The 26407-nt window shown below is 41.0% G+C and carries 22 protein-coding genes and 5 pseudogenes; 10 read left to right on the top strand and 17 right to left on the bottom strand.

Features of this window, described 5'->3' with window-relative positions; translation table 11 throughout:
• Positions 1–8: 8 nt before the first annotated feature.
• From H6G96_RS34390 to H6G96_RS34360, 7 genes are all read right to left on the bottom strand, one after another.
• The gene (locus H6G96_RS34390) at positions 9–872 is read right to left on the bottom strand and encodes a MetQ/NlpA family ABC transporter substrate-binding protein (protein WP_190918083.1); all 864 of its coding nucleotides are present in this window, start codon (positions 870–872) and stop codon (positions 9–11) included.
• Positions 873–968: 96 nt separating this feature from the next.
• The gene (locus H6G96_RS34385; protein WP_190918080.1) at positions 969–1946 is read right to left on the bottom strand and encodes an ATP-binding cassette domain-containing protein; all 978 of its coding nucleotides are present in this window, start codon (positions 1944–1946) and stop codon (positions 969–971) included.
• Between the two features lie 54 nt (positions 1947–2000).
• The gene (locus tag H6G96_RS34380; protein ID WP_190918069.1) at positions 2001–2894 is read right to left on the bottom strand and encodes a MetQ/NlpA family ABC transporter substrate-binding protein; all 894 of its coding nucleotides are present in this window, start codon (positions 2892–2894) and stop codon (positions 2001–2003) included.
• A gap of 77 nt (positions 2895–2971) precedes the next feature.
• A complete protein-coding gene (locus H6G96_RS34375) occupies positions 2972–3940 on the bottom strand; it encodes an aliphatic sulfonate ABC transporter substrate-binding protein (protein ID WP_190918064.1) in 969 nt (322 codons plus the stop codon).
• Between the two features lie 401 nt (positions 3941–4341).
• Entirely contained in the window at positions 4342–4893 is a 552-nt protein-coding gene (locus H6G96_RS34370; RefSeq protein ID WP_190918061.1) for a GNAT family N-acetyltransferase, read from the bottom strand.
• Positions 4893–5708 (bottom strand): hypothetical protein, encoded by an 816-nt coding sequence (locus H6G96_RS34365; protein ID WP_190918058.1) that lies wholly within the window; start codon positions 5706–5708, stop codon positions 4893–4895. The genes H6G96_RS34370 and H6G96_RS34365 overlap by 1 nt, the downstream gene beginning before the upstream one ends.
• 70 nt (positions 5709–5778) lie before the next feature.
• Positions 5779–6891 carry an LLM class flavin-dependent oxidoreductase gene (locus H6G96_RS34360; protein WP_190918055.1) on the bottom strand — a complete coding sequence of 371 codons (1113 nt, stop codon included), beginning with the start codon at positions 6889–6891 and terminating at the stop codon, positions 5779–5781.
• A 177-nt stretch (positions 6892–7068) separates the two neighbouring features.
• Here H6G96_RS34360 and H6G96_RS34355 point away from each other — a divergent pair, with 177 nt between their 5' ends.
• Complete coding sequence (locus H6G96_RS34355) at positions 7069–8124, top strand: LLM class flavin-dependent oxidoreductase (RefSeq protein ID WP_190918053.1); 1056 nt, start codon at positions 7069–7071, stop codon at positions 8122–8124.
• 221 nt (positions 8125–8345) lie between these two features.
• Here H6G96_RS34355 and H6G96_RS41825 read toward each other — a convergent pair.
• Positions 8346–8483: pseudogene (locus H6G96_RS41825) on the bottom strand (alcohol dehydrogenase); the annotation flags it as partial.
• A gap of 156 nt (positions 8484–8639) precedes the next feature.
• On the opposite strand from H6G96_RS41825, the gene H6G96_RS34345 reads away from it, so the two are divergent.
• On the top strand, positions 8640–9254 hold the full coding sequence (locus H6G96_RS34345; protein WP_347242314.1) for an N-acetyltransferase family protein: 615 nt from the start codon (positions 8640–8642) through the stop codon (positions 9252–9254).
• Between the two features lie 259 nt (positions 9255–9513).
• Positions 9514–9792, top strand: a pseudogene (locus H6G96_RS34340) (IS110 family transposase); the annotation flags it as partial.
• Positions 9793–9936: 144 nt separating this feature from the next.
• Here H6G96_RS34340 and H6G96_RS34335 read toward each other — a convergent pair.
• Positions 9937–10026, bottom strand: a pseudogene (locus tag H6G96_RS34335) (phosphatase); the annotation flags it as partial.
• Between the two features lie 220 nt (positions 10027–10246).
• Here H6G96_RS34335 and H6G96_RS34330 point away from each other — a divergent pair.
• On the top strand, positions 10247–11002 hold the full coding sequence (locus tag H6G96_RS34330; RefSeq protein WP_190918047.1) for a dienelactone hydrolase family protein: 756 nt from the start codon (positions 10247–10249) through the stop codon (positions 11000–11002).
• Between the two features lie 214 nt (positions 11003–11216).
• Here the strand turns inward: H6G96_RS34330 and H6G96_RS41820 are convergent.
• The 3 genes and pseudogenes from H6G96_RS41820 to H6G96_RS34320 form a co-directional block, all read right to left on the bottom strand.
• Positions 11217–11303, bottom strand: a pseudogene (locus tag H6G96_RS41820) (NADPH-dependent oxidoreductase); the annotation flags it as partial.
• A 330-nt stretch (positions 11304–11633) separates the two neighbouring features.
• Positions 11634–12905: an MFS transporter gene (locus tag H6G96_RS34325; protein ID WP_190918045.1), complete on the bottom strand. Its 1272-nt coding sequence runs from the start codon at positions 12903–12905 to the stop codon at positions 11634–11636.
• 85 nt (positions 12906–12990) lie between these two features.
• Positions 12991–13992, bottom strand: coding sequence for a TauD/TfdA family dioxygenase (locus H6G96_RS34320; RefSeq protein ID WP_347242313.1), 1002 nt, complete (start codon positions 13990–13992; stop codon positions 12991–12993).
• A gap of 787 nt (positions 13993–14779) precedes the next feature.
• Here H6G96_RS34320 and H6G96_RS34315 point away from each other — a divergent pair.
• The 4 genes and pseudogenes from H6G96_RS34315 to H6G96_RS34300 all read left to right on the top strand — a co-directional run bounded on the left by H6G96_RS34315 (position 14780) and on the right by H6G96_RS34300 (position 19514).
• Complete coding sequence (locus tag H6G96_RS34315; RefSeq protein ID WP_190918044.1) at positions 14780–16597, top strand: vanadium-dependent haloperoxidase; 1818 nt, start codon at positions 14780–14782, stop codon at positions 16595–16597.
• Positions 16598–17154: 557 nt separating this feature from the next.
• Positions 17155–17500, top strand: a pseudogene (locus H6G96_RS34310) (alkanesulfonate monooxygenase); the annotation flags it as partial.
• A 75-nt stretch (positions 17501–17575) separates the two neighbouring features.
• Complete coding sequence (gene ssuE, locus H6G96_RS34305; RefSeq protein WP_190918042.1) at positions 17576–18145, top strand: NADPH-dependent FMN reductase; 570 nt, start codon at positions 17576–17578, stop codon at positions 18143–18145.
• 310 nt (positions 18146–18455) lie between these two features.
• Complete coding sequence (locus H6G96_RS34300) at positions 18456–19514, top strand: LLM class flavin-dependent oxidoreductase (protein WP_190918040.1); 1059 nt, start codon at positions 18456–18458, stop codon at positions 19512–19514.
• 108 nt (positions 19515–19622) lie between these two features.
• On the opposite strand, the gene H6G96_RS34295 is transcribed toward H6G96_RS34300, so the two are convergent.
• The 5 genes from H6G96_RS34295 to H6G96_RS34275 form a co-directional block, all read right to left on the bottom strand.
• Positions 19623–19799, bottom strand: coding sequence for a hypothetical protein (locus tag H6G96_RS34295; RefSeq protein ID WP_206757688.1), 177 nt, complete (start codon positions 19797–19799; stop codon positions 19623–19625).
• Positions 19800–19935: 136 nt separating this feature from the next.
• Positions 19936–20559, bottom strand: a complete 624-nt coding sequence (locus H6G96_RS34290) for a hypothetical protein (protein WP_190918036.1) — start codon at positions 20557–20559, stop codon at positions 19936–19938.
• Positions 20560–20864: 305 nt separating this feature from the next.
• A complete protein-coding gene (locus H6G96_RS34285) occupies positions 20865–21569 on the bottom strand; it encodes a cadmium resistance transporter (protein WP_190918034.1) in 705 nt (234 codons plus the stop codon).
• A 330-nt stretch (positions 21570–21899) separates the two neighbouring features.
• On the bottom strand, positions 21900–22559 hold the full coding sequence (locus tag H6G96_RS34280) for a DUF1003 domain-containing protein (RefSeq protein ID WP_190918032.1): 660 nt from the start codon (positions 22557–22559) through the stop codon (positions 21900–21902).
• A 739-nt stretch (positions 22560–23298) separates the two neighbouring features.
• Positions 23299–23967 carry a cadmium resistance transporter gene (locus H6G96_RS34275; protein ID WP_190918030.1) on the bottom strand — a complete coding sequence of 223 codons (669 nt, stop codon included), beginning with the start codon at positions 23965–23967 and terminating at the stop codon, positions 23299–23301.
• Positions 23968–24187: 220 nt separating this feature from the next.
• On the opposite strand from H6G96_RS34275, the gene H6G96_RS34270 reads away from it, so the two are divergent.
• Positions 24188–25444, top strand: a complete 1257-nt coding sequence (locus H6G96_RS34270; protein ID WP_190918028.1) for an aliphatic sulfonate ABC transporter substrate-binding protein — start codon at positions 24188–24190, stop codon at positions 25442–25444.
• A 431-nt stretch (positions 25445–25875) separates the two neighbouring features.
• Entirely contained in the window at positions 25876–26199 is a 324-nt protein-coding gene (locus H6G96_RS34265) for a hypothetical protein (RefSeq protein WP_242063514.1), read from the top strand.
• Positions 26200–26407: the final 208 nt, after the last annotated feature.

Genomic DNA, 26407 nt, shown 5'->3' with positions numbered 1-26407 from the left:
TATTAAGTTTAAAATACAGGTGCAATCGTCCCTTTGAAGTAGTTATTGATATAGTCCTTCAATTTGGGATCGATAACCAATTGATTTAGTTTTTGGATGTTGGGATCATTTACTTTTGATTGTACAGTTGCTAAACCCACCGCATAATTTTTGTTAGCTATGCCAATCTCGTCTAACACAATGGGGTTTAGAGATACCTTTGCCTGCACAAGGAAGGATGCAGATGTCACAGCTAAATCTAGATCGTCTAACGCTCTAACAATGGCGTAATTGTCTAATTCCTTAATTTGGAGATTTTTGGGATACTTAATAATATCTTTGATGCTGTAATACTCCCCTGGCTTTTCTTTTAAATTGATTAAGTCGATGTGTTTCAGGAATTGCAAGGCGCGGTCTTGATTGCTGTCATCATTAGAAATAGCAATTGTCGCCCCTACAGGAATTTCATTAAGTGATTTTATCTTTAGTCGTTTTGAATAGAGTCCAGTTATGGTAGTATAACTGCGATTTAACATGACAAAATCCGCGCTAAGTCTTTTGGCAGCTTGTTTCATAAACGGTTCATGCTGGAAAAAGTTAGCATCAATTTCCCCACTTTTAAGAGCATCGTTAATTTTTACTGAATCAGCGATAGTCACGATTTGAAAATCTAAGTCGTGGCTGGAGGCTATTTCTTTTTGAATAAACTTTAAAACATCTTCAGTGGTGGAATTTCTAGAACCGACTTTGAGTACTGCTGTCTTAGTTGATTGGCTGACTAATTGACCCGTAGATGAATTTGGTTTTGGTGTACAACTGGCGAAAAAAATAGATGTGATCGCTAACCATGTTGTCAGGATAAAATAGCGGCGATTAAACTTTGGATAAAACATGATAATAATTTGTGATTTTTAATATTCTCTAGGAGATTTCGTAATTTTAAAAGTGAAATTTGATCTTGATTTTCTTCTCAATTGCCAGTCCCCAATTCAATGCACCTGTACTTCAAATTCTGCTTCATGCAAGTATTTCAAAGCTTGAGTTACCTTTTGACCTTCTAATTCAACGTGAAACTGACCAACTCTGCGATCGCCTACTGTTTCCACACTCCCACTGAGGATATTGACATCCACATCAAAATTACGGGCTAGAGTGGCGAAAATCGGTTTACTTGCTTGTTCTCCGGCGAAGGCGATCGTGGCAATAACTGCACCAGGCTTTGGTTTATAACCATTGCGATGGGGGAAAAATTCTTGGGCAAGAAATGATTCTGGCTTGGCGATTAAATCGCTAACATATCCCTTTTCCACAATCTTGCCAGCATTGAGTACAGCGACACTATCGCAGATTTGCTTGACTACGGCCATTTCATGGGTAATCAGTAAAATTGTTAAACCCATACGCTTGTTCAAGTCGCGCAATAAATCTAAAATTGACCTCGTAGTTTGCGGATCAAGTGCTGATGTCGCTTCATCAGAAAGTAAAACTTTTGGTTCTCCAGCCAAAGCTCTAGCAATACCTACTCGTTGCTTTTGACCGCCAGAAAGTTGTGCTGGATAAGCATCAGCCTTACCTGTCAACCCAACAAGTGAAATTAATTCTTCTACTTTAGCCCGGCGTTTGAGTCTACTGTAACCCATCACTTCCAGAGGAAAAGCAATGTTTTCCACGACAGTTCTGCAACTAAGTAAATTGAAATGTTGAAAAATCATGCCAATACGTTGACGAGCTTGACGTAATTTATCTCCAGAAAGTTTTGTCATCTCCTGTCCGTCAACTACAACTGAACCCGATGTCGGTTTTTCTAACTGATTAACACAACGAATTAAAGTACTTTTCCCTGCACCACTTTGACCTAAAACACCGAAAATTTCTCCTGGTTTCACTAAAAGACTTACTCCATCTAAAGCTAGAACTTTTTGGCTGCCTTGGTTATAAACTTTGCGTACATCAGTAAATTCGATCATCTGAGAGTTTCTCCACGAAAAAAGTCTCTTAGCATTAAAAAAAAAGATTTTTATTTAAGGAATGGGAAGTACTGCTCCTTGATATTTATCTTTAATAAATTGCTTAACTTTATCGTCACGCAACAACTTATACAGTTTTTGAATTCCGGGATCGGTTTCTTTGCCTTTTAATGTTGTGATAGTAACAGCATAAATTGGGTCGTTAGCTGACTCCAATGCTAAAGCGTCTTTATCGGTTTTCAGTCCGGCTTGCACAATCCAATTACCTGTAACTCCTGCTAAATCCACATCAGGAAGACTAGGAATTGCTTGCGCTCCTGGTATCTCTTTAATTTGGATGTTCTTAGGATTTGCAATAATATCTTTAGGACTCGCAGGACGGGCATCTGGCTTGAGTTTTATTAAGCCTGATTCTTCCAGCACTTTTAAAGCACGATGAGCATTGCTAACATCATCAGGAATGGTGACGAGGGCTTTATTCGGCACATCCTTGAGAGACTTATATTTTTTAGAAAAAATTCCCACTGGATTCAAATGAATTTGGGGCGTAAAGGCATACATCTCGAAATTATGTTTTTTGCCATAGTCCTCCATAAAAGGAATATGTTGGAAATAATTGGCATCAATTACCCTATCTTTCAAGGCAGTGTTATTCTGCACAAAGTCATTAAAAGTAACTATTTCGATATCTAACCCAGCTTCAGTTGCTAAATTCTTTTTGACAAAATCTAAAATTTCTCCGGCTGGAACTGGCGTTACACCAACTTTGATTTTCTCTTTAGCTCCAGTTGTAGATGTATTCCCAACTGGGGCTGCTGATGGATTCGCAGTTGTATTAGCACCAGAATTATTTTGAGGTGAACTACAGCTAGAAAATACTGTAGAAGCCGCAAATGATGTAAAGGCTATTAAAAAGAATCGACGGTTGGTATTTATGTAAAGTTTCATGCGATCGCCTACTATAATCAATCAGAACGTGAACAAAAATTTATATCTTAATTAATTTAATTACAACAAATTATAAATTACCACTTTTGCTCAGGAAACCAGTTATAGTTTTTATCTTTAATATCAACTTTTTTGGGAATAATTTTGAGTTCATAGAAAGTATCTGCCATGCGTTGCAATCCACTCAGAACTTCATCTGTTACAGGTAATACCTCACGTTGACCACCACGTTTTTCTACAGTTTCCATTGTTTTTAGATCAATTTTGTACACTTTAGAAAGGAGCTTGGCGGAATCCTGATAGTTTTCTCTAGACCAAGCACCAGCCTTTTCTAACTCTTGTAAAATTGTCTTGAGAATATCTGGATGATCGCGCACAAAATCTGGAGTAGCATAATAAAAGCTTGGGCTTTCTAGTGGAGCTTTGTCTCCAAATACAGTGCTATTATCTGCCAATAGACGAGTGCGAAGTTTACGTTCAGCTTCAGCAGTATAAGGGTCCCAAATTAACCACGCATCAATATCACCACGATCAAATGCTGGTAAAGCCTCGGCTGGTGTCAGGTAAAGAGGTTTAATATCACTAAATTTCAAACCTACTTTCTCTAAAGCACGTACAATAATGTAGTGCTGACCAGAGCCTTTTGCAAAAGCAACTTTCTTACCTTTTAAATCAGAAAGAGTCTTAATCGGTGAATTTTCTTGGACTAAAATAGCTGAACCTCTAGTGCTACCTGTACCGGCTGCAACTCTGACAAATGGTTTATCTCCTGCTTGAGCAAAGACGCTTCCTGTACCGCCGCCACCACCAAAAACAATCGCACCTGCACTCATCCCATCCAATAGAGGTGCTGTAGAGGAAAATTCATTCCAAGTAACAGAAATACCCAGAGGTTGTAAGTGCTTTTCTAAACTTCCTTGCGCTTTCACAATATTCAGCAGTGCCATTCCTTTTTGATGCCCCATTTTCAGCACTGTTAGCTTGGGTGCTTGGGGTTGTTGTGCAGGTGCATTAGCTGAATTACTAGGAGCACAAGAAGCGATCACTAAATTTAAACTTATACCTATAACAAAAAACAGGATAAAGATTTTAATATGGTGATGTTGAAATAAGCTTCTTTTTTTGATGGCGTCTAAAAACTGATTTATCAATCGAGTTGACATATTTTTACTTTGCGTTTTAGCATTTTTGTCAGAATTTAAAATCGAGGTTATATAAAAAAAGCGAACTTCTAGCTCAAGTCTAAAATTTAATTTTTTTGAAATAAATTACTCTTATTAAATAAAAGATGATACACGTTAAATCGTAAAAATGTAGTGTTATTGACGACTAAATTGGAAAATATTGCACATTAATTAATAATAGAATAGTGAAATTAAAAAATATTACTAATTTATTGATAAATTAGTAATATTTATAATCCTTTAAAATATGAAAAATCAATGTGTTACCACGGTAAACCGCAGAGATTAATCGTTCCTTTTTTGGGAGCTTTGTCATTCACAGGCAATACCATCGGCTCGTTGATCGTAAAAGGGACTGTGCCACCTGGCTGCTCAACCAAAAGAATGCCATTGAAAGGTTGCCATCCTAGGCGAGTATAAAAGAGTACTAAATCCTGACGACATACGAGCAATGCGAAAGTCAAACCACACTTATCTAAGAAGGCCTCTGCGTGCCGAAGGGCAGCAGTTGCAAAGCCTTGACCCTGTGCTTTTGGGCTTGTCATTACCCCACCAATACCGCCAATGCAGATTGATACATCATCTAGCGTTACCTTGCGGATAACAATCCCGATGTGCGAAACAAGCCATCCACTTCCATCTTCTACAAGTAATCTCCATTGCGGTAAAGACCATTTAATGTGCCGTCCTGGGCGATGAGCAATGACCTCTGGTGGGTAAACTGCTGCTCTGAGAACACGCAACGCTTCTTCCTCATCCACAGTCAGTTCGGTGATAAGTTTCAAATTAAAGCTCAAAGGACGGTTTTTTATCATCAATCATTTACACTTACAAGTTTGGGCAGTCTAGATATAGGAATATCCAAGAAGTAAGAAAGAACCTCTTGCCGCCAAGTATCATAAAGTACTGGCAAATTATCAATTTCAATACCAATAGCTTTTTGACTCAAATGCCAATGATCCCGAAGGTAAGGATTACGTCGGCGTTGGCCTTCTTCATCTGCTTCTATGACTTGTGCGATTAAATCCTCTTTCTCTGCGGATGAAGCTCGATCAAATTTACGTTGCCACCAGTCTACAACTCCCAGGCGGTGAACTGCTTCATCTGGTAGGATTCTTTCTGCCGCAAACTTGGCTGAGTCTGGGTCGTTGATTTTGCTGGTACGGCTATTAATAAATAACAAAGCCACAATATGAAGTTCGTAATGCAACTCAAATGCTAAAAAGCCTTGCCAATTACGAATGGGTAAATCACCCAGATAATCCCAATGCTTCTGCACCTGTTTTTGGATATCCTCAATTGGGTCACGCCCCGATATAGCCTGCGCTCTTAAACGAGTATTTTGAGCGTGTGCGCCATCATCACCGATTTGTCTACTCAAAAATAGCTGTAATTCTGGGTCAGCAAAGGAGTCGATTATCTTAGCACAAACTTGCACAATAAACAGGTCATGGGCTGCACCAGCAATACGGAAGCGGTAAAAATTCTCTTTTTCCTCATCAGTTTCCGGCGGTCTCGGTTCTTGCAATCGCTTTTTCGGAATGTGAGGGGCGTAATTATCAAGCAGTTTGTCAAAAATTTCCAGTTCTAAATCAGTAGTCCAAGCTGGACGAGTAAGTATTGCTGTCATAAAGTTTCCTTTGGATAGTGGAGAACAATTTAATCCAAAATCTAAAATTCTTAGCCTCTAGCCCCTATTTTCAAACTGGTGTAGGCGCAGCCCGCACTTCGGCAAGCTCAGTGACCATCGCAGACATTGCTTCACTATCTACTGTTAACGTTCGCACTCTTGGTATAATTTCCGCAGCAAAACGCTCTATTTCTGGGGCAAAAGGCTGGAATTGCAGCATAAAAGTATCAATTCCTACTTTGGTAAATTCAGCAATCCTATGGGCTACAGTTTCATAACTACCAACCAATCCAGCTGCTGTACCACCATTGCTTCCCACACCAGGATACTTAGCCATGTTTTTGAACATAACTACTTCAGAATCTACTCCTTTGAGTAATTCTGAGCGATCGTCTTGTGATAGTACCATTGCTCTAAGGTTTTGATATTCCGCTTCCGCTTCTTCGTCTGTCGGTCGAGCAATCACAAAAGCCGACATAGCAAAGCCCAGAGGTTGAGAGCGAAACTTAGTTTTTTGAGCAACTTGAGCGATGGTTTCGCGTATGACTTCAATAGGACGACCATTGAGGAAAAATGTATGCGCTTCTTTTGCAGCTAGTTCTTGGGCTGGTTCTGACTCTCCTCCTAAATATACACGCGGATGTGGTTTGGCTATAGGTGGAGGATTGAGCTTCAAATCATTAATTTGAAAATATTCACCATGAAAATTGACTTTTTCTCCACTCCACAAAGCTTTGACAACTCTAATCCATTCATCCGAATAACGATAACGCTCATCGTGGGGAAGGAAATTTATGCCCGGTTTTTCCATTTCTGGCTTGAACCAAGCACTGACTAAGTTAATCGCAAAACGTCCGTGACTGATTGCATCAATACCTAAAGCCATCTTTGCTAAAACGGCGGGATGAAACAGTAATGGCTTAACAGCTGCAATAATCTCAATAGAGTTTGTTGCTTCTGCCAAAGCTGCTGCTGCTGTCCAGGTTTCTAGCTGGTCAAGTTCTTGGTTCCTGGGATTGATAATATGTTGCGCTATTAAAGTTGTGCTAAATCCGCACCTTTGGGCCAACTGGATTAAATTCTTGGCTCGTGAGTAACTAGCATCACGAGGTTCAAGAGGATGGTTCATCACACCACAGTTACCGTAAACAGGAATCCAAATCCCATAGCGTGGTTCAGACATAGCTTTCTAGAACCTTTGTAGTCGGTACTAAAACTTTATTTTTGTACCTAGAATAATTATACGGTAAGTCTACCGATTTAGCGTATGATACTATGAGATTCGCATAGATAAAGATAAAAAACAAGGGGGTATGTAGATTCTGTATCTCCTCAGTCCCCATTTAATTTGGAGGCAAGAATGTTAGAACCACGCTATGGTATTTGGGTTCCAGTTGGGGGTAACTTTGGTCCTCTCGATACCCCAGATGAACCGATTGATGCTAGTTATGAACGCACGCGATCGCTAGTATTAGAAGCAGAACGTTTAGGATATGTCACCACCTTAGTCGCACAGCACCTTGCCAATCCTCGTAGTTTGGATTTAGAACAGTTGGAAACTTGGGCAGCTTGTGCGGCATTGGCTGAAGCTACGGAAAGTATAGAAATTATCGCCGCGATTAAACCTTTACTATTTCATCCAGCCGTTTTAGCAAAGATGGCCTTGGGTATTGATGCAATCAGTGGTGGACGTTTTGCCATAAACCTAATTAGTGCTTGGTTTCGTCCAGAAATGGAGCGTACTAATATTCCCTTCCCTCCCCATGATGAACGTTATCGCTATTCTGGTGAATGGTTGCAGGTTGTTAGAGCTTTGTGGAGCGGTGAGAGAGTGAACTTAGAGGGTGAATATTTCAAAATCCAAGATTTGAGCCTTCGACCCTTCTCTGTTGCTCAACCCTATCCTCGTATCTACCTGGGAGGAGCATCAGACCCAGCACAGATTTTAGCAGCCCAACAAGCTGATGTTTACTTCATCAACGGTCAGCCGATTGAAGATGTCCACAAAGTAATTAAACAAGTTTTAAACCGACCACGTTTCCTACCCCAACCAGTCCGTTTTGGTCTGTCAGCCTTTGTCATTGCCCGGACTACAGACGAAGAAGCGCAAGCAGAACTAGAACGACTCATGGCACTGCAAAAGTTGGAAGAACAATATAAGTTAAGTGTTGCTAAAGGAGTTGATCCAGAAGCCGCCATGTTCAAACTCTTCGCTAAAAATCCGGCTGTTGGCGGCAATGGTGGCACAGCCGCAGGATTGGTTGGCAGCTATGATACAGTTGCGACTCGTGTTGCAGCTTTCGTTGATGCAGGTATCGACACTTTCATGCTGCAATTTAATCCTTTTGTCCGGGAGATGACACGTTTTGCCCAAGAAGTTATGCCTCGCGTGCAACACTTGCAAAAAGTTCCTTAGTTATCGACTGAAAAAAGGCAGGGGGCAGGAGGAAAAAATTTATTTTCCCTGTGTCATTCGTTTTTAAGTACACCAGTTCTAAATCCGATAAGAGATTAACTTGTAATATTTAATGTTTGATAGGCTAACAGTTTGTTCTGGGGCCATTTCTAAGTAAATATACTCATCTTATTTATCATGGCTGATTTTCGCCCTCTTTGCAAAAAACTGGGATGCTCCCCACCACGAGTTCCATAAAATCGTTGAGCATTGAATGTCACCTCATTTTTCCCTGATGTACCAAACAGAACCACTGTCCAATTTTGTGCCAATAAACTAAGGGCTGTTCCCAAGGTGTTGCCACTTACTGACTCGATTATAGTTGCCGATTTAGCACTTAAGAAAACAGTCTTTATAGATTTGAATCCCTTTGCTGTTGGGCGCTTTGGCTATAGCTAATTGGTGTGTTCATTGTTGTAATCAGACTTAGTGTAATATTTGCATTACATTACTCTTTAGATGTTAAGGAACTTGCTGTGAAAGCAACAATCAGACTAACAAATGAAGAAGATGCATCACAAATGTTGGCAATTTATGCACCAATTGTTCGCGAAACGACAATTTCCTTTGAGCTAGAACCACCTAGCAAAATGGAGTTTCAACACCGAATTAAAAGCTATCAACAGCAGATGCCTTGGCTAGTTTGCGAAATTGATGGTGGAGTTGTCGGCTACGCTTATGCTAGTCCTTATCGTACCCGTGCAGCTTACCTATGGTCTGTAGAATCATCGATATATGTTGGTAAAAATTATCGCCGCAAAGGAATTGCCACAGCTTTGTACACTTCGCTGTTTAAATTACTGCAACTCCAAGGATTTTATAATGTGGTAGCGGCGATTGCTTTACCCAATCAACCCAGTGTATCTGTACATGAGGCTGTTGGTTTTTTACCTCAAGGTGTCTTGCGTCGAGTTGGGTATAAATTTGGTCAGTGGCATGATATAGGTTTTTGGCAATTATCTTTACAAACTGAGCAATCTAATAAGACCGATAGTTGCATACAATCTGTAAATCCACCTGTTTCTATGGCAGAAATACAAAAATCGCCTCTGTGGAATGAAGCTTTAATGAGTGGAATTTTGCTACTGTGAGTTTAACTAATGCAAGTTTTCAGCCATTTAATATCAGGTTATTAAATGAGACACAGCAAATTTTGGGAAACAAGGTTAAAGACATTGACTTCATGAATAATTTTCGGGCTTCTTCAATGGACATCTCCAAAATAGTAACGTTCTATGGTAAGAGAACATTAGAGAGCTTTTTGGACACAGAAACATAAGCGAGATTTTGAATTATATTGAAGGGAACAAAAAAGAAACACAGCGCTTAATTGATCTGGAGTATGAACGTGCTAGCACTCATGTACAACGAATGCAAAAAGCACTCATCCAAATGAGTTTACATCTCCATAAAGTCATCAGCGATGTCACAGGTTTGACTGGAATGAAAATTATTAAAGCCATCGTTGCTGGTGAACGAAACCCACAAGTTTTAGCCACACTCAAAGACCCACACATAAAAAGCAGCACCGCAGATATTGCTGCATCTTTAACTGGTGATTACCGCCATGAACATTTATTTGTTCTTCAACAGGAATTGACCTTGTATGAAGTTTACCAACAACAGATTATTGCTGTTGATGCACAAATCAAAAAATGTTTAGCACATGCATGAACCTAAGACTTTAGATCAACCGCCAATAACGGGGAAAAACGCCGAAAAAAACCAACTGCAAATCATCCAACTACGCCTACGCAAATTGCTCACCGATTAGAACCCCTCAGCTGCTGCTTGTTGTAATTGCTCTGGGGTCAGTTGTCCAGTTGCACTCAGATCATCACTAATCTTTTTAGAGTTTGTCATTTTAATGCACTAAGTCGATAAGTTTAGCGTATTTTAACGGTAATATCATGAGAATTGCCTCACCTCTACTTGGAATATTGGTAACAACACTTGCCTTTCTCACTTAGTTGTGGAATGATGTTTTTATTAAATACTACTTTAAGTCGACGTATTTAACGTAGTATTTGAGAAATATCAAGAACAATCCACGCTCAACGAGATTGTAGGCTACATCCTAAAAATGGCAACCACAGAAATTCGCACAACTCAAGTTAAAGTCCCAAACGGTGATTTGCAAATTGATGCTTACCTAGCTGAACCGGCAAAAGAAGGAACTTTCCCTGCCGTGATTGTGATTCAGGAAATCTTTGGGGTAAACATTCATATTCGGGAAGTTGCCCAGAAGTTTGCTAAGGAGGGGTATGTAGCAATCGCTCCCGCACTTTATCAGCGCACTGCTCCTGGTTTCGAGGCTAAATATATTCCAGAAGATATCCAGCGTGGTAGAAGCTATAAAGAGCAGACTACAGCCGAGGAAATATTGAGCGATATTCAAGCGGTGATCGCCTATTTGCAAACTCTGCCAAATGTTCAAAAAGATGCGATCGGCTCTATTGGTTTCTGCTTTGGCGGTCACGTTGTTTACTTAGCAGCCACTCTGCCAGACATTAAAGTTACAGCCTCTTTCTATGGCGGCGGGATTACCAACTCTACACCTGGCGGTGGTGAACCCACTCTCACCCATACTTCCAAAATTAAAGCTCCTATTTACACGTTCTTTGGCACTGAAGATCAAGGCATCCCGCTAGAACACACAGAACAAATTGAAGCCGAATTAAAGAAACATCAAATTTCTCATAAAATCTTTCGCTATGAAGGAGCAGGGCATGGATTTTTCTGCAACCATCGTGCCAGCTACAATCCCGAAGCTGCCGCCGACGCTTGGCAACAAGTCTTAGAATTATTCCAAAAAAACCTCCAACTGCAAACAGTCTAAATTTCAAATAGTCTCTTCTTAATCTGACTTTTCACGTTATGTGGAAAAGTTCGCCAAAGACCTAACCGACGCGGGAAGAGGGAAAATTCAAAGTCTCCTCCTTTTAGGAGAGAGATTTAGAAAGAGGTTTTCCAGATGCCGTGAAAAATCAGCTGCTTAATGGCGACTACTTGTTTGCATTTGTAGAAACGCGATTAATTGCGTCTCTATTTTTTTAACGCAATTCAAAACCCAAATTTTTCAAAGCTTCCCGTAGGCGATCGCGTCCCGATAAAGATTCAGCAAACGCTATTCTTTGAGATTAAACCGGATCTGCGCGTGGGTGGCACTTGATCCTATGTCTTGCATGATTCCACTAACGACACTAGACTTATTGCAAAAGTTACTTTTGCAAAACGTTGTGACGTTTCTACAGCCAGTTGGGAGGTGCAATTGGCTTCATTGGTGCGTCCTTAGAAGCTGTAGTGTTAGCTAATTTTTAATGAATCAGTAGAATGTTGTTACTAGAGGTTTTGCACTTTTCTCGTACACTTGATCTGCCTAGAGTATTGCAAAGCTATGAGCATTACTTTGCAACAGCTAGGATTTAAATATCATATCAATCGAGTTACCGGAGTTAATAATTATAAGATTAAGAATCAATCCAACGCCTCACTGCTGGCAATTGTGCAGAGAACCATAGCGCACCTAAGATATTTAGACTGCCACAGACGATCAAGGCATTAGTCGCACCAAAATTCTGTGCCAAAGTTCCAGCTAACAGATTCCCAAAGGGCATCATACCCACCATTGCTAGGGCATAAAAACTCATCACCCGTCCCCGCTTATCCTCGGCAACTAGGGTTTGGATAATCATATTACTACTGGTAATCAGGAGGATAGAAAAGCAGCCTGTAAACACCAGTATGATTATGGATAATCCAACTTGACGCGATAGTGAGAAGGAAATCACACTTATCCCAATCAAGACTTGAGCGACTACAATCAAACGCTCTAAGCCCGCAATCCCTCGCCTAACACTTAGATACAAACAAGCAAACAACGAGCCAATGGGTGCTGAGGTACTGAGGTGAGCCATCGTAGTTGCATCCCCATTTAAAATCTTAGCTGCGAAGATGGGCATGAGCGCGACATGAGACATTCCGACAAAACCTTGTAACGCCAGTATTAATAAAATTGCTCTAATCGGCTGGAATTTGGAGACATATTCAAAGCCCTCCCGCAATTTCTGCAAAGTATCGCTAAGGCTCGTAAGGCTTTGCATCGGTCTGACTTTCAGCCGCATCGCTAGCAGGGTAAAGATGGCAGGGATATAGCTGAGGGTATCGTAGAGAAAACAATATTTCACCCCAAGCGTCGCAATCAAAATCCCGCCCATAGCGGGCCCCAATACCAGCGAGGAACTTAACATCACTGAATTCAAGGCGATCGCATTACTCCAATGGGCGCGATCACCTACGGTTTCGGTGACGATTGTATGACGCACTGGCATATCTAATCCCTTGAGCAAACCATTGAGAACACTCAGTACCAATAGGATGGGAAACGTAATCCAATCCCTAAAGGTAAGAATTGTCAAAGTCAGGGAAACGCTAATTCCCAATATCTGCACTAGCATTAACAAGTCACGACGACTCCAGCGATCGGATAATACACCGGAAAAGGGAATTACTAATAATGTAGGTAAAAATTGTACAAAACCTGCAATTCCCAACAACCATGCCGATTTAGTCAAATCGTATACCAGCCAAGGAATAGTTAACTGCTGGGTCATAAATGTCCCAGACATTGATAGTAACTGTCCCCCAAAAAACAGGCGAAAATTACGCCAGCGAAAGGCGGGTAAATATTGGTAAATGATATTACTTACGCGATCGCCTAGTTGTCTGTTCCAAATTTTCATTAGCGAAATTATACTATGTTCTCCTAAATATTAGGTTATCTAATATTTAGGAGAACTAGTAATTAAAAGCTAACAAAACTCAGGTTTATGAAAGCACTGGTTGTGGTTCCTTAGACTCAGCTTTCTGCTTGAAGACAGTTGGTACTTCCGCGTTGAACACCTCACCTTGAACCACTTGGGAGCGGAAACCATCAACTCCAACTGGAACATCACCAGTAATGGTGGTGCGATATAAGAGACGCTCGACATCCAAATGATCTAAATCTTGAGGAGCTAAATGCACTGTGGCGCGGTTATCCCAGAACGCGATATCACCATTGTTCCAACGGAAACGGGTGGTGTAGGCAGGTTTGGTGATTTGGTTGAAGAACAACTCCAGCAGCAGTTTGCTCTCTTGTGGTGACACGTCAATAATGTGCGAAGTGAAGCCAGGGTTAACGAACAACGCACGTTCGCCAGTCTCAGGATGAACCCTGACTACTGGGTGGATTGAGACTAGTGGATTAACAGCAATGCGCTCGTCGAATTTACCGTTGCGAGGCTGATACCCGCCCCCATTAAAGCGATGTTCAGCTTTCAATGTGTCTGCTAGCGCCCGTAGGGGCGCTGACAGTCCCTCATAAGCCGCAACTAGATTACTCCACTGAGTGTCACCACCGAAGCTGGGGACGTTAACCGCGCGTAAAATTGACCCTGCTGGTGGGTTAATAGCTGCCGTTACGTCTGTGTGCCAAGGACCACCAGTGCGAAAACCATACTGCTTCTCATAGAGCTTACGATCTACGGGTTTGATCTGTGGGAATCCCGGGACTGGTTCAGGCTCTCCGAGTGGGTGCGCGAAAGTTACTTCACCGAAACGAGATGTGAACTCAACCTGAGCAGCATGATCGATGTTCTGACCACGAAAGAACACAACTTTCCATTTCAATAACGCTTTACGGATTTCTTGGACTTGCTCGTCAGAAAGAGGACGGGAAATATCTACGCTACCGATTTCGGCACCGATGAAACCAGCAACTTGTTTAACTTCTATATGTTTGTAGCCCATGTAGATTCTCCAGAGTTTGATCTGTAGGGTGGTGTTCACACTCGCTGTTATCCTTTGGAATTTTGCCAATATCTGATAGCAACATTCCTGTGCTGGGAGTAGAACTGAGAACATCATACATTATTTCGATAGGTTTACCGTAGTATGCAACGCTGTTTAACAATTTCCTGTGTTTTTGCAGCTAGGATCTTCGGAATTGAGACACTGATACCCTTCTCTACGAGAGGTTGCGCCCGAAGCGTAGCTATGCCGTGGACTATTCGGCCTCGCTTAATTCTTTCAACCACAACCGTCTTTAATACTTTATCAAAACCCACCGTGTTGGACTTGAACCACAGCCTCAAGCAAGAAACACGACATTGTATGCCTTTTCCTTTAGGTTTTGACGGTCTTGCTAAGTTTATTGTAAAAATCTCTTGATTTTCATCACTGATTGTGAGAAAGTCTGATTTAATATCCATAAAATACGTTAAATCTATCGATTTAATGTATTTTATGGATTGGCCAGAATTAGGTGGTAGTTATAGCTGTGGTTTAACCCCGGCAAGATTCTTTCAGACTGATTACAATCACAAAGTTATAACAGCCGTGTGATGGAAGCATCATACAGCACTGAATACTTACATGACTTTCAGGAAAATCAACTTCTATGCAAGTTACCTTCCAGTAGAGTAATCCCAGATTTCATCCTAATAATCCGGCGATATTAACTTATTTTTCTGGAGGCGCGTATTTTGTGCGTGGCTAGTTGTTCTAGCTTTGCAAAGGTTATGTATTCACTCATGAGTAAATTTTCGTCTTATTTTTTATCAGTGGAGAACATCTCATGCAAGTAGATCCTAATTCTCATGAAGGTTCCGAGCAAGATACTCAGGCTAATAGCAAAATAGATAAACTGAAACAACCCCGTGTAGCTAGCAAACGTTTTTTTGGTAGTCACGTCAGCAGACGCTCATTTCTTGGTCGTGCTGGTTTGTTTAGTGCCGCTAGCGTTGTTGCAGGAGTTTTAGGTTCAACTTTCTCCTCAAAGAACGGAGGAGATGTTGTACAAGCCCAAGCTATCAACAGGCGGTATAATTATAATAATCGACCCTTCGACTACAGGAGGTTTGTTGATAAAGCCTATCGAGTACGTCTTGAAGCAGCGACACGTGAACGAAATATTCCGATTCCGGCCCATCCGGCCAACGGCGATGAGGAGCGTTATCCCAACAAAATCGGCTCTGACAGCAGGGGACTACCGCATAATGAGCTAGGCGAAGTCAAGCTGGAAGCTTATAACTCTTTGACCAAAGCACTGACAACGCAAAACCCGAATGATTTTGAAAATATCATCTTGGGTGGCACCAGAAAGCTGGTCAATCCTCAAGGGGCCCTGGCAATTAGCCTAGAAGGGATCAATGCAGCGCAGATAGCTGTGCCGCCCCCACCAGCTCTAGCTAGTGCAGAACGCGCTGCTGAAGCAGTTGAACTCTACTGGCAAGCTTTACTCCGAGACGTACCTCTTTCCAAGTTCCAAAACAATACTGACAACCCAAAAGTCTTGGCAGCTGTCGAAGACCTCAATAAGCTTTCGGCGTTTCGAGGGCCAAAACAAAATGGCCGTGTTACCCCTCAAACTTTATTTCGTGGTAGTGTCAACTACGTTGGTTCAGGTTCAAGTACAAAATATGTTACTCCGCCAGGAGTACTAAATGGGCCCTATCTCTCACAATTTTTGTTGCAAATTATTCCTTGGGGAACTCAGTCTGTTTCGCCACTGATTCGTACTGCTCTTCCTGGTAATGACTTTCTAGTCAATTTTCAGGAATGGTTGACTGTTCAGAATGGAGGTAGTTCCGGGAAATCCATAAAATACGACCCTAAAAACCGTTACATAGTCACGGTTCGGGATTTAGGTGAGTATGCCCATATTGGCGGCCCTACATACGTGGGAGCCTCCTTAATTCTTAATAGCATCGGTACTCCTTTGAATCCAGGCAATCCCTACGTCAGATCGAGAACTCAAAGTGGTTCAGCGGCAACCTTTGCAGTGGGACATTTACAAGCCTTGCTTAACTTGGGTACTTCGCGTGCGATTAGAGCTTCATACTGGCAGAAGTTTTATGTACACCGCATTCTCCGCCCAGAAGCTTATGGTGGGCTAATCTACAACAACATTGTCAATAGAACTCAGTATCCAATTAATTCTGAGGTCTTAAATTCCCAAGCTTTGGCTCAGACCTTTAGCACCTTTAACACCTATCTATTGCCCCAAGCATATCCAGAAGGAGCGCCAATCCATTCCTCTTATACCGGAGGTGCCGCTGCTAATGCTGGCGTCAATATCACACTGTTGAAAGCGTTTTTTGATGAAAACTTTGTTATCCCCTCACCAGTAGTGCCTGATCCCAATGATCCCACAAAAGTAATTCCTTACAGTGGGCCACCACTGACTGTAGGTGGTGAGTTAAATAAACTAGCAACTAACTATGCTATTGGTCGCGGTCACGGCGGTATCCATTGGCGTTCAGATGGTTCAGCTGCTTTGGCTTTGGGAGAAGAGGTTGCTATTAGCCTGCTTAGGGATGAAAGACTGGGTTATAACGAAATATTCAATGGCTTCACCTTCACCAAATTTGACGGTACAAAAGTCACAGTTTAAATTAATTTTCTGCGTTATAGAGCGCTAACGAAAAGTCTTTTACTCAGCAATGCTTTCGTCAAATTTCTCTAACCTCTCACGGATGGGATTTCACTACTTTTTTGCGTAAGTCCTATGGATCAAGGATGTTGCTGAATTGGAATATGATTTTCCAAAATGTACTTGCCTTTCACAGTTAACCATGCGACACTGCTATACTATGAATAAACTACTAAATATCGACTGGTTTGCAGTAGTTAGCTCAAATTAATCTTGCCACTACCAGAATAGTTATTTTCTAAAAGTGCTTGCTCGGTAAGGATTTAAGATTAAGCAGACTCAACAAAACTTAAGGAGAAGCAGTGTTAATTCAAAAATATTGTTGCCCAACTGACTAAAAAATCACTGATTTAAGCTCTTACTCTTTGCGTGAGACTAGCTCATATTTTCAATCAGCAATGTCAAGCATTAAATCTTGGGAATTGGGCGAACTATACCTCCTCGTGTCGCAACTGAATCCTAACTTCAGCGTCTTCCAATTCCCATTTCCTCATCCATACTCATCACAAGGAGAAAAAGGACAACGCCGGATGAAAGAATTACACAACGGCTATCGTGAAGCTTTAGAAATTAGCTCGAAATTATGGGCAGGAATCGGTTTAGTCCGTGGTGGTGCTGGCACAGCTTTAGTAGGCGATCCATACCGTTGCTCAGAGAATGCTGGAATATCAAGAAATAGGTATCGATACCTTTATCTTCTCTGATTATCCTCATCTAAAAGAAGCATATCGGGTAGCAGAATTATTTTTCCCTCGTTTATCCCTAGACAATCAGCCAACACTAGAACCGCAACTATTGAGTCCCTTTGGGGAGGTTGTAGCCAACCAAGAATTCCCCAAACAGCAAATCGCCACCGTAGATTAAAAAACACTTCTACCTACCTCTGCGCTTCCCTTTGCGTACCTCTGCGTTTAAAAACCTCAAAGCCTCTTATCTAACATGACAAATATATTAGCGATCGCCGGCAGTCCCTCTCACCCTTCCAGAACCTACGCTATTTTGGAATACGCTGCTCAAATTCTGTCACAGCAAAAAGATTTACCCACGAATATCATCTCTGTGCGTGATTTACCAGCCGAAGACTTAGCTTATGGACGTTACGATAGTGCCGCATTACAACAGCCAAAAGCACTGCTAGAAAAAGCAAGCGGTGTAATTATTGCAACTCCCATTTATAAAGCAGCGTACACAGGGGTACTCAAAGCATTTCTAGATTTATTACCCCAGAAAGCTTTGACTGGGAAAGTTGTGCTACCTATAGCTACAGGTGGGACCATAGCACATTTATTATCAGTAGAGTATGCCTTAAAACCTGTGCTATCAGAACTAGGCGCACGCCATATATTGAGTACAGTATATGCAGTTGATAAGCAAATTCAAATCCAGCCAGATGGTAGCGTGCAACTCGATGAAGAAATAAACCAAAGATTGCAGGATGTGCTCAAAGAGTTTGCTCTAGCGGTGAATCATTCCCAGAATGCTGCCAAAGAATTTGTCCATGCTGGCTAATTAACGTCAGTTCGGGTTAAGAAGATTTATTCAGCGTTAGTTGACGGAAAGACGCAAACACGTTGACATATGTCAGAATCAAGCAACGGTGTAATAAGGGTTTCAGCTTATCTCGAACTCAGGTTAATTAATCAGAGTTATCGTTACTCCCTTCTTACCAGCAGCTGGGTGATTTCCATCCATCTGCTATTTTTTATAAAACGGCTTATGCAGCTAGAATGCAGTGTTAATAGGATTAAGCAGTGATAGCAGATATTTTGAATAACTGATTGTAACTGGTAGTTCTCATTGAAATTGGAGCAAAGCGACCATGACTGAACCACGCTATGGAATTTGGATTCCGGTCTATGGAAACTGGGGGCCGCTAAATCAACCCGAAGATCCATTTGATGCCAGTTATGCCAGGGCGCGATCGCTCCTGATTCAAGCGGAACGAGTAGGTTTTTCATCTACACTTCTGGCACAACACATAATCAATTGTTACGACCAAGATTTTGATCAACTAGAAACCTGGACAGCAGCAGCGGCCCTCGCCGAAGCCACTGAAAAAATTGAGATTATTGCAGCAATTAAGCCTTTATTATTTCATCCTGCTGTCTTAGCAAAAATGGCACTGGGTATTGATGCTATTAGTAATGGCAGATTTTCCATTAACTTGGTTAGTGGCTGGTTTCGCACAGAAATGGAAAAGGCTGGTATTCCCTTTCTTGAACATGATGAACGTTACCGTTACTCTGAAGATTGGATAAAAGTTGTCAAGGCTCTGTGGAGTGGGGAAAAAGTAAACTATCAAGGTGAATACTTTCAAATTCAGGATCTAAGTTATCGCCCAACACCTGTAGCTCAACCTCGTCCACGAGTTTACCTGGGGGGTGAATCAGATCCAGCTAGATCCTTAGCGGTTCAAGAGGCAGATGTCTTCTTTATTAATGGTCAGCCGATTGCAGAAGTTCACAAGATTATTACTGATGTCTCCCGCAGAAGGGGCAAGCAACTCCAGCCGCTACGATTTGGAATGTCAGCGTTTATTATTGCTCGTCCAACTGACAAAGAAGCCCAAGAAGAATTAGAGCGGCTGACATTTTTGCAAGCACGAGAAACTGAGCCATATATGCCAAACATCTTGAATGGAAATGATCCCGCCACCGTCATGTTCAAAACTTTTGAGAAGTATCCCCATGTAGGTACTAACGGTGGTACGGCGGCTGGTTTAGTAGGCAGTTATGACACAGTGGCATCTCGAATTCTTGACTTTGTAGACATCGGTGTAGAAACCTTTATGTTACAGTTCTCTCCCTTTGCACGAGAGTTAGATCGCTTTGCCGCAGAGGTGATACCAAGGGTTAAACGCCTACAACCTGTAGTATAACCTCAGAGACATTTGAAGTTTATGTCCAGGAAAAAGTCGGTAAGACTCAAGTTTTCACAAGCGATGCTTATGACAACCCTAATCGGGAACGCACTGCACATATTATTACTAGCGATCGAGAAGCCCTTGAAATAGCCCAACAATTAGCGGCAGAATTTGCTCAAGAGGCAACAGAACGGGATCGCGATCGGAGATTGCCCTATACAGAGCTAGAAAAACTGGCAATAATTCACGCCTAATGTGAATTATAATTGTCTGCACCCAGATGCGCTCGCTATTTATCACTCTAAGCCGACGTAATCTTTTCAATTATACCTACTCTATTAATTAAAAACCCCTCTTAGTTAAGAGGGGTAAAGTATTATTTAGTGTAATTAGAATTGACGCGCTTATCGCATCAAAATTGAATGCCTAGCAAACATTAATCAATGATTTGTGGACTAGGAACTTGCGCGTCAATATCTGCCTGAGATAACGTAGGTAGCAACCAGTTGCCTTCACCAGCTTTGAAGACTTTGGCAGGTGCAACATTCAATTCAATTGCACCAGTAGCTGGATTGCTTCTAGCAATGGACTGTGTACCATCGACAAACTTGACAGCAATGGGTTGGGTTAACTCTTGTACTTCAGTATTAGGACTTAAAACTACCTGAGTACCTGCGGGTAGGTAGATACCATCACAATCCCAATCATCATCTGTAATTTCCCCTGCTGCTAAGAAGTAAAGTTGAGTTGGAGATTTTTTCGGTTTATTGGCGTAGATACCCAAAGTTTTACCGGTTTGATTAAAGCACTGCGCTCGTTTTCTAGCTGTTTCTATCACATACTTTTGAGACTGCAATTGTGATAGTCGAGCTTGAAATTGCTCAGGTGTATAGCCAGCTTGTTCCGGGTTATCTTTCACAGTTAGAAGTTGATTGATTTCTTGAGTTACCTCAGTATAATCAGTTCCTTTGGTGAAATCTTTGCCTGCCCAAGAAGGTTCAGCAATTGTCAAATTCACAATAAACACGAGAGCGACAAGAATAATTTTGATGAACTGCATATTTTTCTCTCTGGTTTGAGATTTTTGTAATCACCGAAGGAAGCTCTTAGCTGCTTAACACTTGAGTAAAAGAGTTAAAAAGCAAAATTATTGCCAACATAAAGAAGCTTTTTCAATATTTTTGCATAAATTTCGATTTAGTGAAATGCTGAGTCTTGAATCTTAGTAAAACTTTCAAGTCTATTAGTATTGGTCTATCGATTGACAAATTTACTATTGTTTTTAAGAGGGATAACCTACTACTAAGTTGATTAAAAGTACTAAAACTGTAAAAGAAAGGGGAATTTTTTCATGTATTTTTAAAATTACAAACTTTGTGCTTTGAATTTAGAAGTTTGGATTATTTTGATTAGTCCCATTAAACATAGACACGTAGCTATCAAAGCAATTGGAGTCAATGAAGCACTGTCTAGGATAATAAAGACACCTAAACCTATCAAGACAAAAGGAACAAAATTATTGCCGTAACGGGTTAGCAAATTTGCGAGCGACTTTTGACACGTTAATCTATAAGTTATGTAACACCAAACACCTACCAGTAACAAGAAGACTGCAATAATCACTAGCAACTCAGAAAAAGTACTATTAGCAAACAAGGGCATATAAATACCTACATTATCACTGCCGTTGGCGATGGTAATAGCCGCCACACTATAAGCTTGAGGAGATAAAAAACTAGCGAAAGTAGAAGAATCAGACAATTGTATTTCTGATTCTACATCAGATGAAGAATTAATTTCTGGATTGAGCAGACTATTTAATCCAATACTAATTGGTACTAAACCCAAAAGCCCAATCCAATGGGATGGTAATATCAACCCTCCTAAAAAACCCATTAGGCTGGCAATAACCAGAGTACAGAACCCTAGATATTGGCCAATTACGATATGCTGGCGGCGAAAAGTGGCATTTACCTGCGAGAATAACAGCGTGAGGATAACTAAATCATCTAAATTTGTAGCTATAAAAGCTGTGATTCCGGTGGGGATAGCTGTAATAAGTTCGTTCATTTCATCTTCGTTCAATTTTGTGGTTGATACTTTTTCCATTAATGTTCGCTGATGTCTGAAAATCTAGGGAAAGTTGCTAGTTAATCAAGAGTGTAAATATAGTATCTCCAATGCATTTGGGAAGCTGTGTCTACTGGTAATGAAGTACAAAAAATATAAATTAACTTTGTGAAAATCCTAATTTAAAGCAAATATTCTTTATTGTTACAAAAGTTAAATAACAGCTTTAACTTAGCGTCAAATGGGAGCATATCAAACCTACAAATGGATTAATTCAAGTAAAACGTAGCTGATGATCTGCTAATCAAAAAAGCATTTATGCCTGATTAATTAGTAACGAGTCAGTTTTTCAACAGCATTGTTATTGTCTCCAACTGCTTGAGCAACTGTAAAAGATTTATTGCTAGAAGGTTGTTTAGGAAATTTGCTATTAGTTTGAATATGCAAGCCTGGTAATAGAGCCACTTTAGCTTTTTTATCCTCTTTCGGGCTATATACTAAAGTTATTTGAAGTTCATTGATAATTTGTTGCTGCTCTTTGATAATTTGAGTTAGATCGTTAACCTTTTGAGAGTGTAATTCATCCAATTTCTGATGTAGTAGTTCAATATTTTGACTGGCTTTAAGATTCACTTGGTGGTCGATTTCGGTACTTCTGCGGTCAGTCTGAGACTGGCGATTCTGACTCATCAATACAATTGGCGCTGTGTAGGCTGAAGCAAATGAAAACACTAAGTTGAGCATGATGAACGGTGAATTATCCCAGTGGGGGACTCCTGGTGTCAAGTTCATTCCCACCCATCCCGCCAAAATGGTACTTTGGCAAATCAGAAATTTCCAAGAGCCTACATGGTTTGCTAATTTATCAGCAAGCTGTTGTCCGCGCGTTAATTGCTCTATCGATGCGTCTGGAGCTTTCTGTGCAACTTGAGTGTTTTGAAATGCTTTTACATCAAGGTTATTTGACAATATTTTTTTGCTCGTATTCATGCTGCACCTGTTTAGTTAATTCAGTATGTGTTTGACTTGATACTTTAAAGTTAAGCTTTGCCGCCGATAGAAGCAAATATTCTTTCTTGTTAGAACGATAAATAAAAGTAATTACTCGTGAGAATATTTGAAGGCGAGGGAGAATCCCAGCGATGTCTACGATGGTCACTGACTTGTACTGAGCGCAGCCGAAGTAGCTTGTCGTACCACTTTGTGGAAGCAAGCTACTTCGGCCTGCGTCTGTCAACAAAGGAACACATTAATTCTAGAACAGCTAAAAAGCTAAAGCTTTTCTAATTTTTATGATGTAGCTAAAAATTTCAAAAACATGAAATCTTGTATTTGCCAGGGTTTGCAAGGACTGCGGTCAATACAGTTCGGATAAGCATTTTTCACTTTCCTTATGATCTGGGGTCAAGGGTAAGGGGCAAATGATCTAGCTCATAAGCAGTGTTCCAACCAAAATGAACTTCACCGCTTGCTTGAAGATACAAATTTTGCAGTTTTTCGTGCAACTAAAATTCATTTTGGTGTTGTGTGGGGATTGATGGTAGCTACAGCCAAACTTAATGAGTAGTATTTCAAAAAACGTTGAGTTTAGGAGATTATTAATGAAAGCTACGGTTGTAATTACGCACTGGGTTTACCAACTAAAACGAGACTGCTTATGCACGAGTTAAGCTCTATTGACTTTAGCTTTCAGAATCTCACCAAACTGATGACTAATAACATTTATCTGTCAAGTGTTCGGGAGAAAAATACGATAAGATTCGCTGTCTACCAGAATTCTAAAACCCAGCCACATCAGAACGAAGGGGAAAATCTTGCTAGCATAACGGCTGAGTATCAAAGCGATACCAGGTAGACGAGTCAGACTGTAGGACATAAACAACCAGCAAAAAACAATAAAATAGCAAACTGGTATGATCACAGTCAGATTTTGGATTGAGCTAGTGGCAAACAGGGGGATATAGATGCCAAGATTGTTGCTGCCGTTGGCAATTGTTACTGAGGAGACGCGATAGGTCTGCGGATCACGGACTACGTCCCAGAGCGATCGCTTTCTGGAATCAAATCCTCGAAATTTAGAGTTTCTTTTCAAATTGGCTGACTTATCTTGGGCGGAGGCATCCTTATTTAAATTAAGCAAATTGTTCAAGCCAATGAGTATCGGCAGAATCCCCAGTAAACCAGTCCAAGTTGATGGAATTGCTAGATCCAGTAAGAAACCAAGTAAACTTACTATGATTAATGTCGTGAACCCTAGAATTTCACCAACTACAACATGTTGAGGACGAAAAGTCCGATTGACCTCACTGAAGAAGGCCGTTAGATAAATATTGTCATCAAATGTTGTTGCCACAGCCGCAGCTAGCCCAATCTTAATTGTTGCAATGAACCAATCCATCAACATTCCTCACTTAACACCTATCTGATGAGCAAAACTAGCGATTGCTCAACATTTTTAGAAAATCCACACAATATCGATATGATAATGTGAATATCGCATATTGGGTGTAACGAGCGAGCAAGTTTGGTAGTTTATATATCAAGTGGCGCTTTGACTTTATCCCGCGTCTCCAATTCATCCGGCAATTTCCATCACATAATTTATCAAAGGAGTCATTATGATTAGCCGTTTGATTGACCTTCTGCCTAAATGCACAGGTCAAAATATCTTACGGTCGTTCAGTGCAGCCACTTGTAGATCGGCTATCTACAGGTTTGCAATTAGATTTTCCATCGGACTTGTCTCGATTTTGGTCTTGCCTCTAGTTTTTGATGGTCATGCTGTTGCTGCTTCTGAATCTGGTAATCAGTTCCAACTATCCAAAAGCTCTACAATCCAGTTACTGGAAGCTGTGGGACTGTTTATGGGGGGGATAATTTTCTGTATAGTTTTGGATCGTTGGTTTTCTCAGCGTTCTAATCAATCTAGCAACACGCCCTTAGCAGAGCAAGCGCGGCGGCTCAAGCAACTCAACATTGGATATCCAGAAGGGATGACAAATTTGGAAGTTCTCCGTACTCAAGGCTTGCTGGAAACGCGTTTGCGACCATTTGGGCTGAGTGTCACCTGGACAAGCTTTTTATCAGCCTCTTCTCTGATAGAAGCACTCAGCAACGGGACAATTGACTTTTGCGGCGGCGGCGGCACAGCTAGTATCTTCTCTCAAGCCGCAGATCATGTATTTGTGCGGGTGGCTAAGGAAAAATATACCGCTCCCAGAGGTCAAGCGATTCTAGTACCGGAAGATTCGCCAATTCAGACGCTTACTGGCCTGAAGGGTAAAAAGATCGCTTTTGACAAAGGTTCAAGCGCACATTATATACTTGTGCGATCGCTGGCAAAAGTTGGACTAGATTTTAGTGACATCGAGCCAGTTTATCTGACACAACCGGAGGCGTTGCCCCGATTCCGCCGAGGTGAAATCGATGCTTGGGTGATTTGGGTTCCCTACACAGCTACTCTTGCCCGAAGCGCTTATCCAGGGCGATCGATTACAGACCTAGAGAGTATATTTGGTGATAAAGTCTCTGTGGAAGTTCCCACCTATTATTACGCGATTCCAGAACTGGTACGCGACTATCCCGACCTACTCAAGGTGATTTTAGAAGAGGTAAATGAAGCTGGAACTTGGGCGAAAAAACAGGAATTAGAAGCTATTCAACGATTGGCTAAACACCATGAAATCGATCCATCCGTTCTAGAAATTTTACACAAACATAGTGGCGAACGCGCCATCATTCCGATTGACGACCAATCGCTCGATGCTCTACAGCATCAGGCAGATATATTTAGAGATTTAAATCTGATTCCTGAGCGGGTGAATGTGAAAGATGGAACCTATAGCTTACAGACCAAGCAAAACTGGACTTATTAAAATAATTCTTAATTTGAAAGTTAGATTAACCTATTGCTACTACCAATTTTGCTTGCTAGTGCGCCAGCTATTAAGTTACCTATGGGTACTGCGCCTGTAGATGCCATAACGTAAAGACTTGTAATTTGTCCGCGATTTTCATCAGTCACCAACAACTGAAGCAAAGTACGTCCGGCCCTGCAAAAAGAAATGGAACGAAGTTATCGCCTACCATCACCACACTAGAGCGATTTCACAAAGCCTTCTGCACTAAGTAACGCGATACCCAATGTCAGTAGATCACAAACTTTTTTCCAAAAGGCGATCGCCAACAGATTAATCAGTATTAACAAGTGCTATATACTACTTGATACATAAGTAAAATTTATCATTTTTAAACAGTTTCAAGAAGTGAAATAATGAAAGTGTTGTGTATTATCTTGCTAAAATAATTGACTTTTTCATTAGAAAAACTGGCTATAACAGAGACAGAAACTCTAGACGAAGTTCTTGAGTGTTTAGCAGAAAACTTATCAATTAAGACTCAAGGAGCTTGCGATCAAAAAACTTTATTCGAGATTTTAGTGAGAGCAGCAAGTAATGGAGATACTATTGAGAATACAGCCAAAACGTTAAAGAAAATTCCATCGGGAAATGATATTAGATATCATCTCAACAAAATTACTGATTTTGAAGACTTAGAGAGACAAATTAATCAAGCATTAAAAAGTCGAGTTCCGAGAGGAATTAAAAACGGACACCTAATACCAATTTAATGTGAAGCTACATATAATAAGGAGAAACAAACTCGGTAAGTGAGCATACCCATGAGTCGCCCATTTAAGATTGAGATCGCTGAGAGCGAAGAGGAACTAAAAAAACGCCTACAAACAACGTCTTTGGGAAACCAGAAAGAAAAGTTACAGATGTTGTGGTGGCTGGCGAGTGGGCAAGTCAAGGAACAACAAGAAATAGGGCAACGTT

The sequence above is a fragment of the Nostoc sp. FACHB-892 genome (assembly GCF_014698795.1).
GTDB lineage: Bacteria > Cyanobacteriota > Cyanobacteriia > Cyanobacteriales > Nostocaceae > Nostoc.
This window is presented reverse-complemented; position numbering and strand designations above follow the sequence as displayed.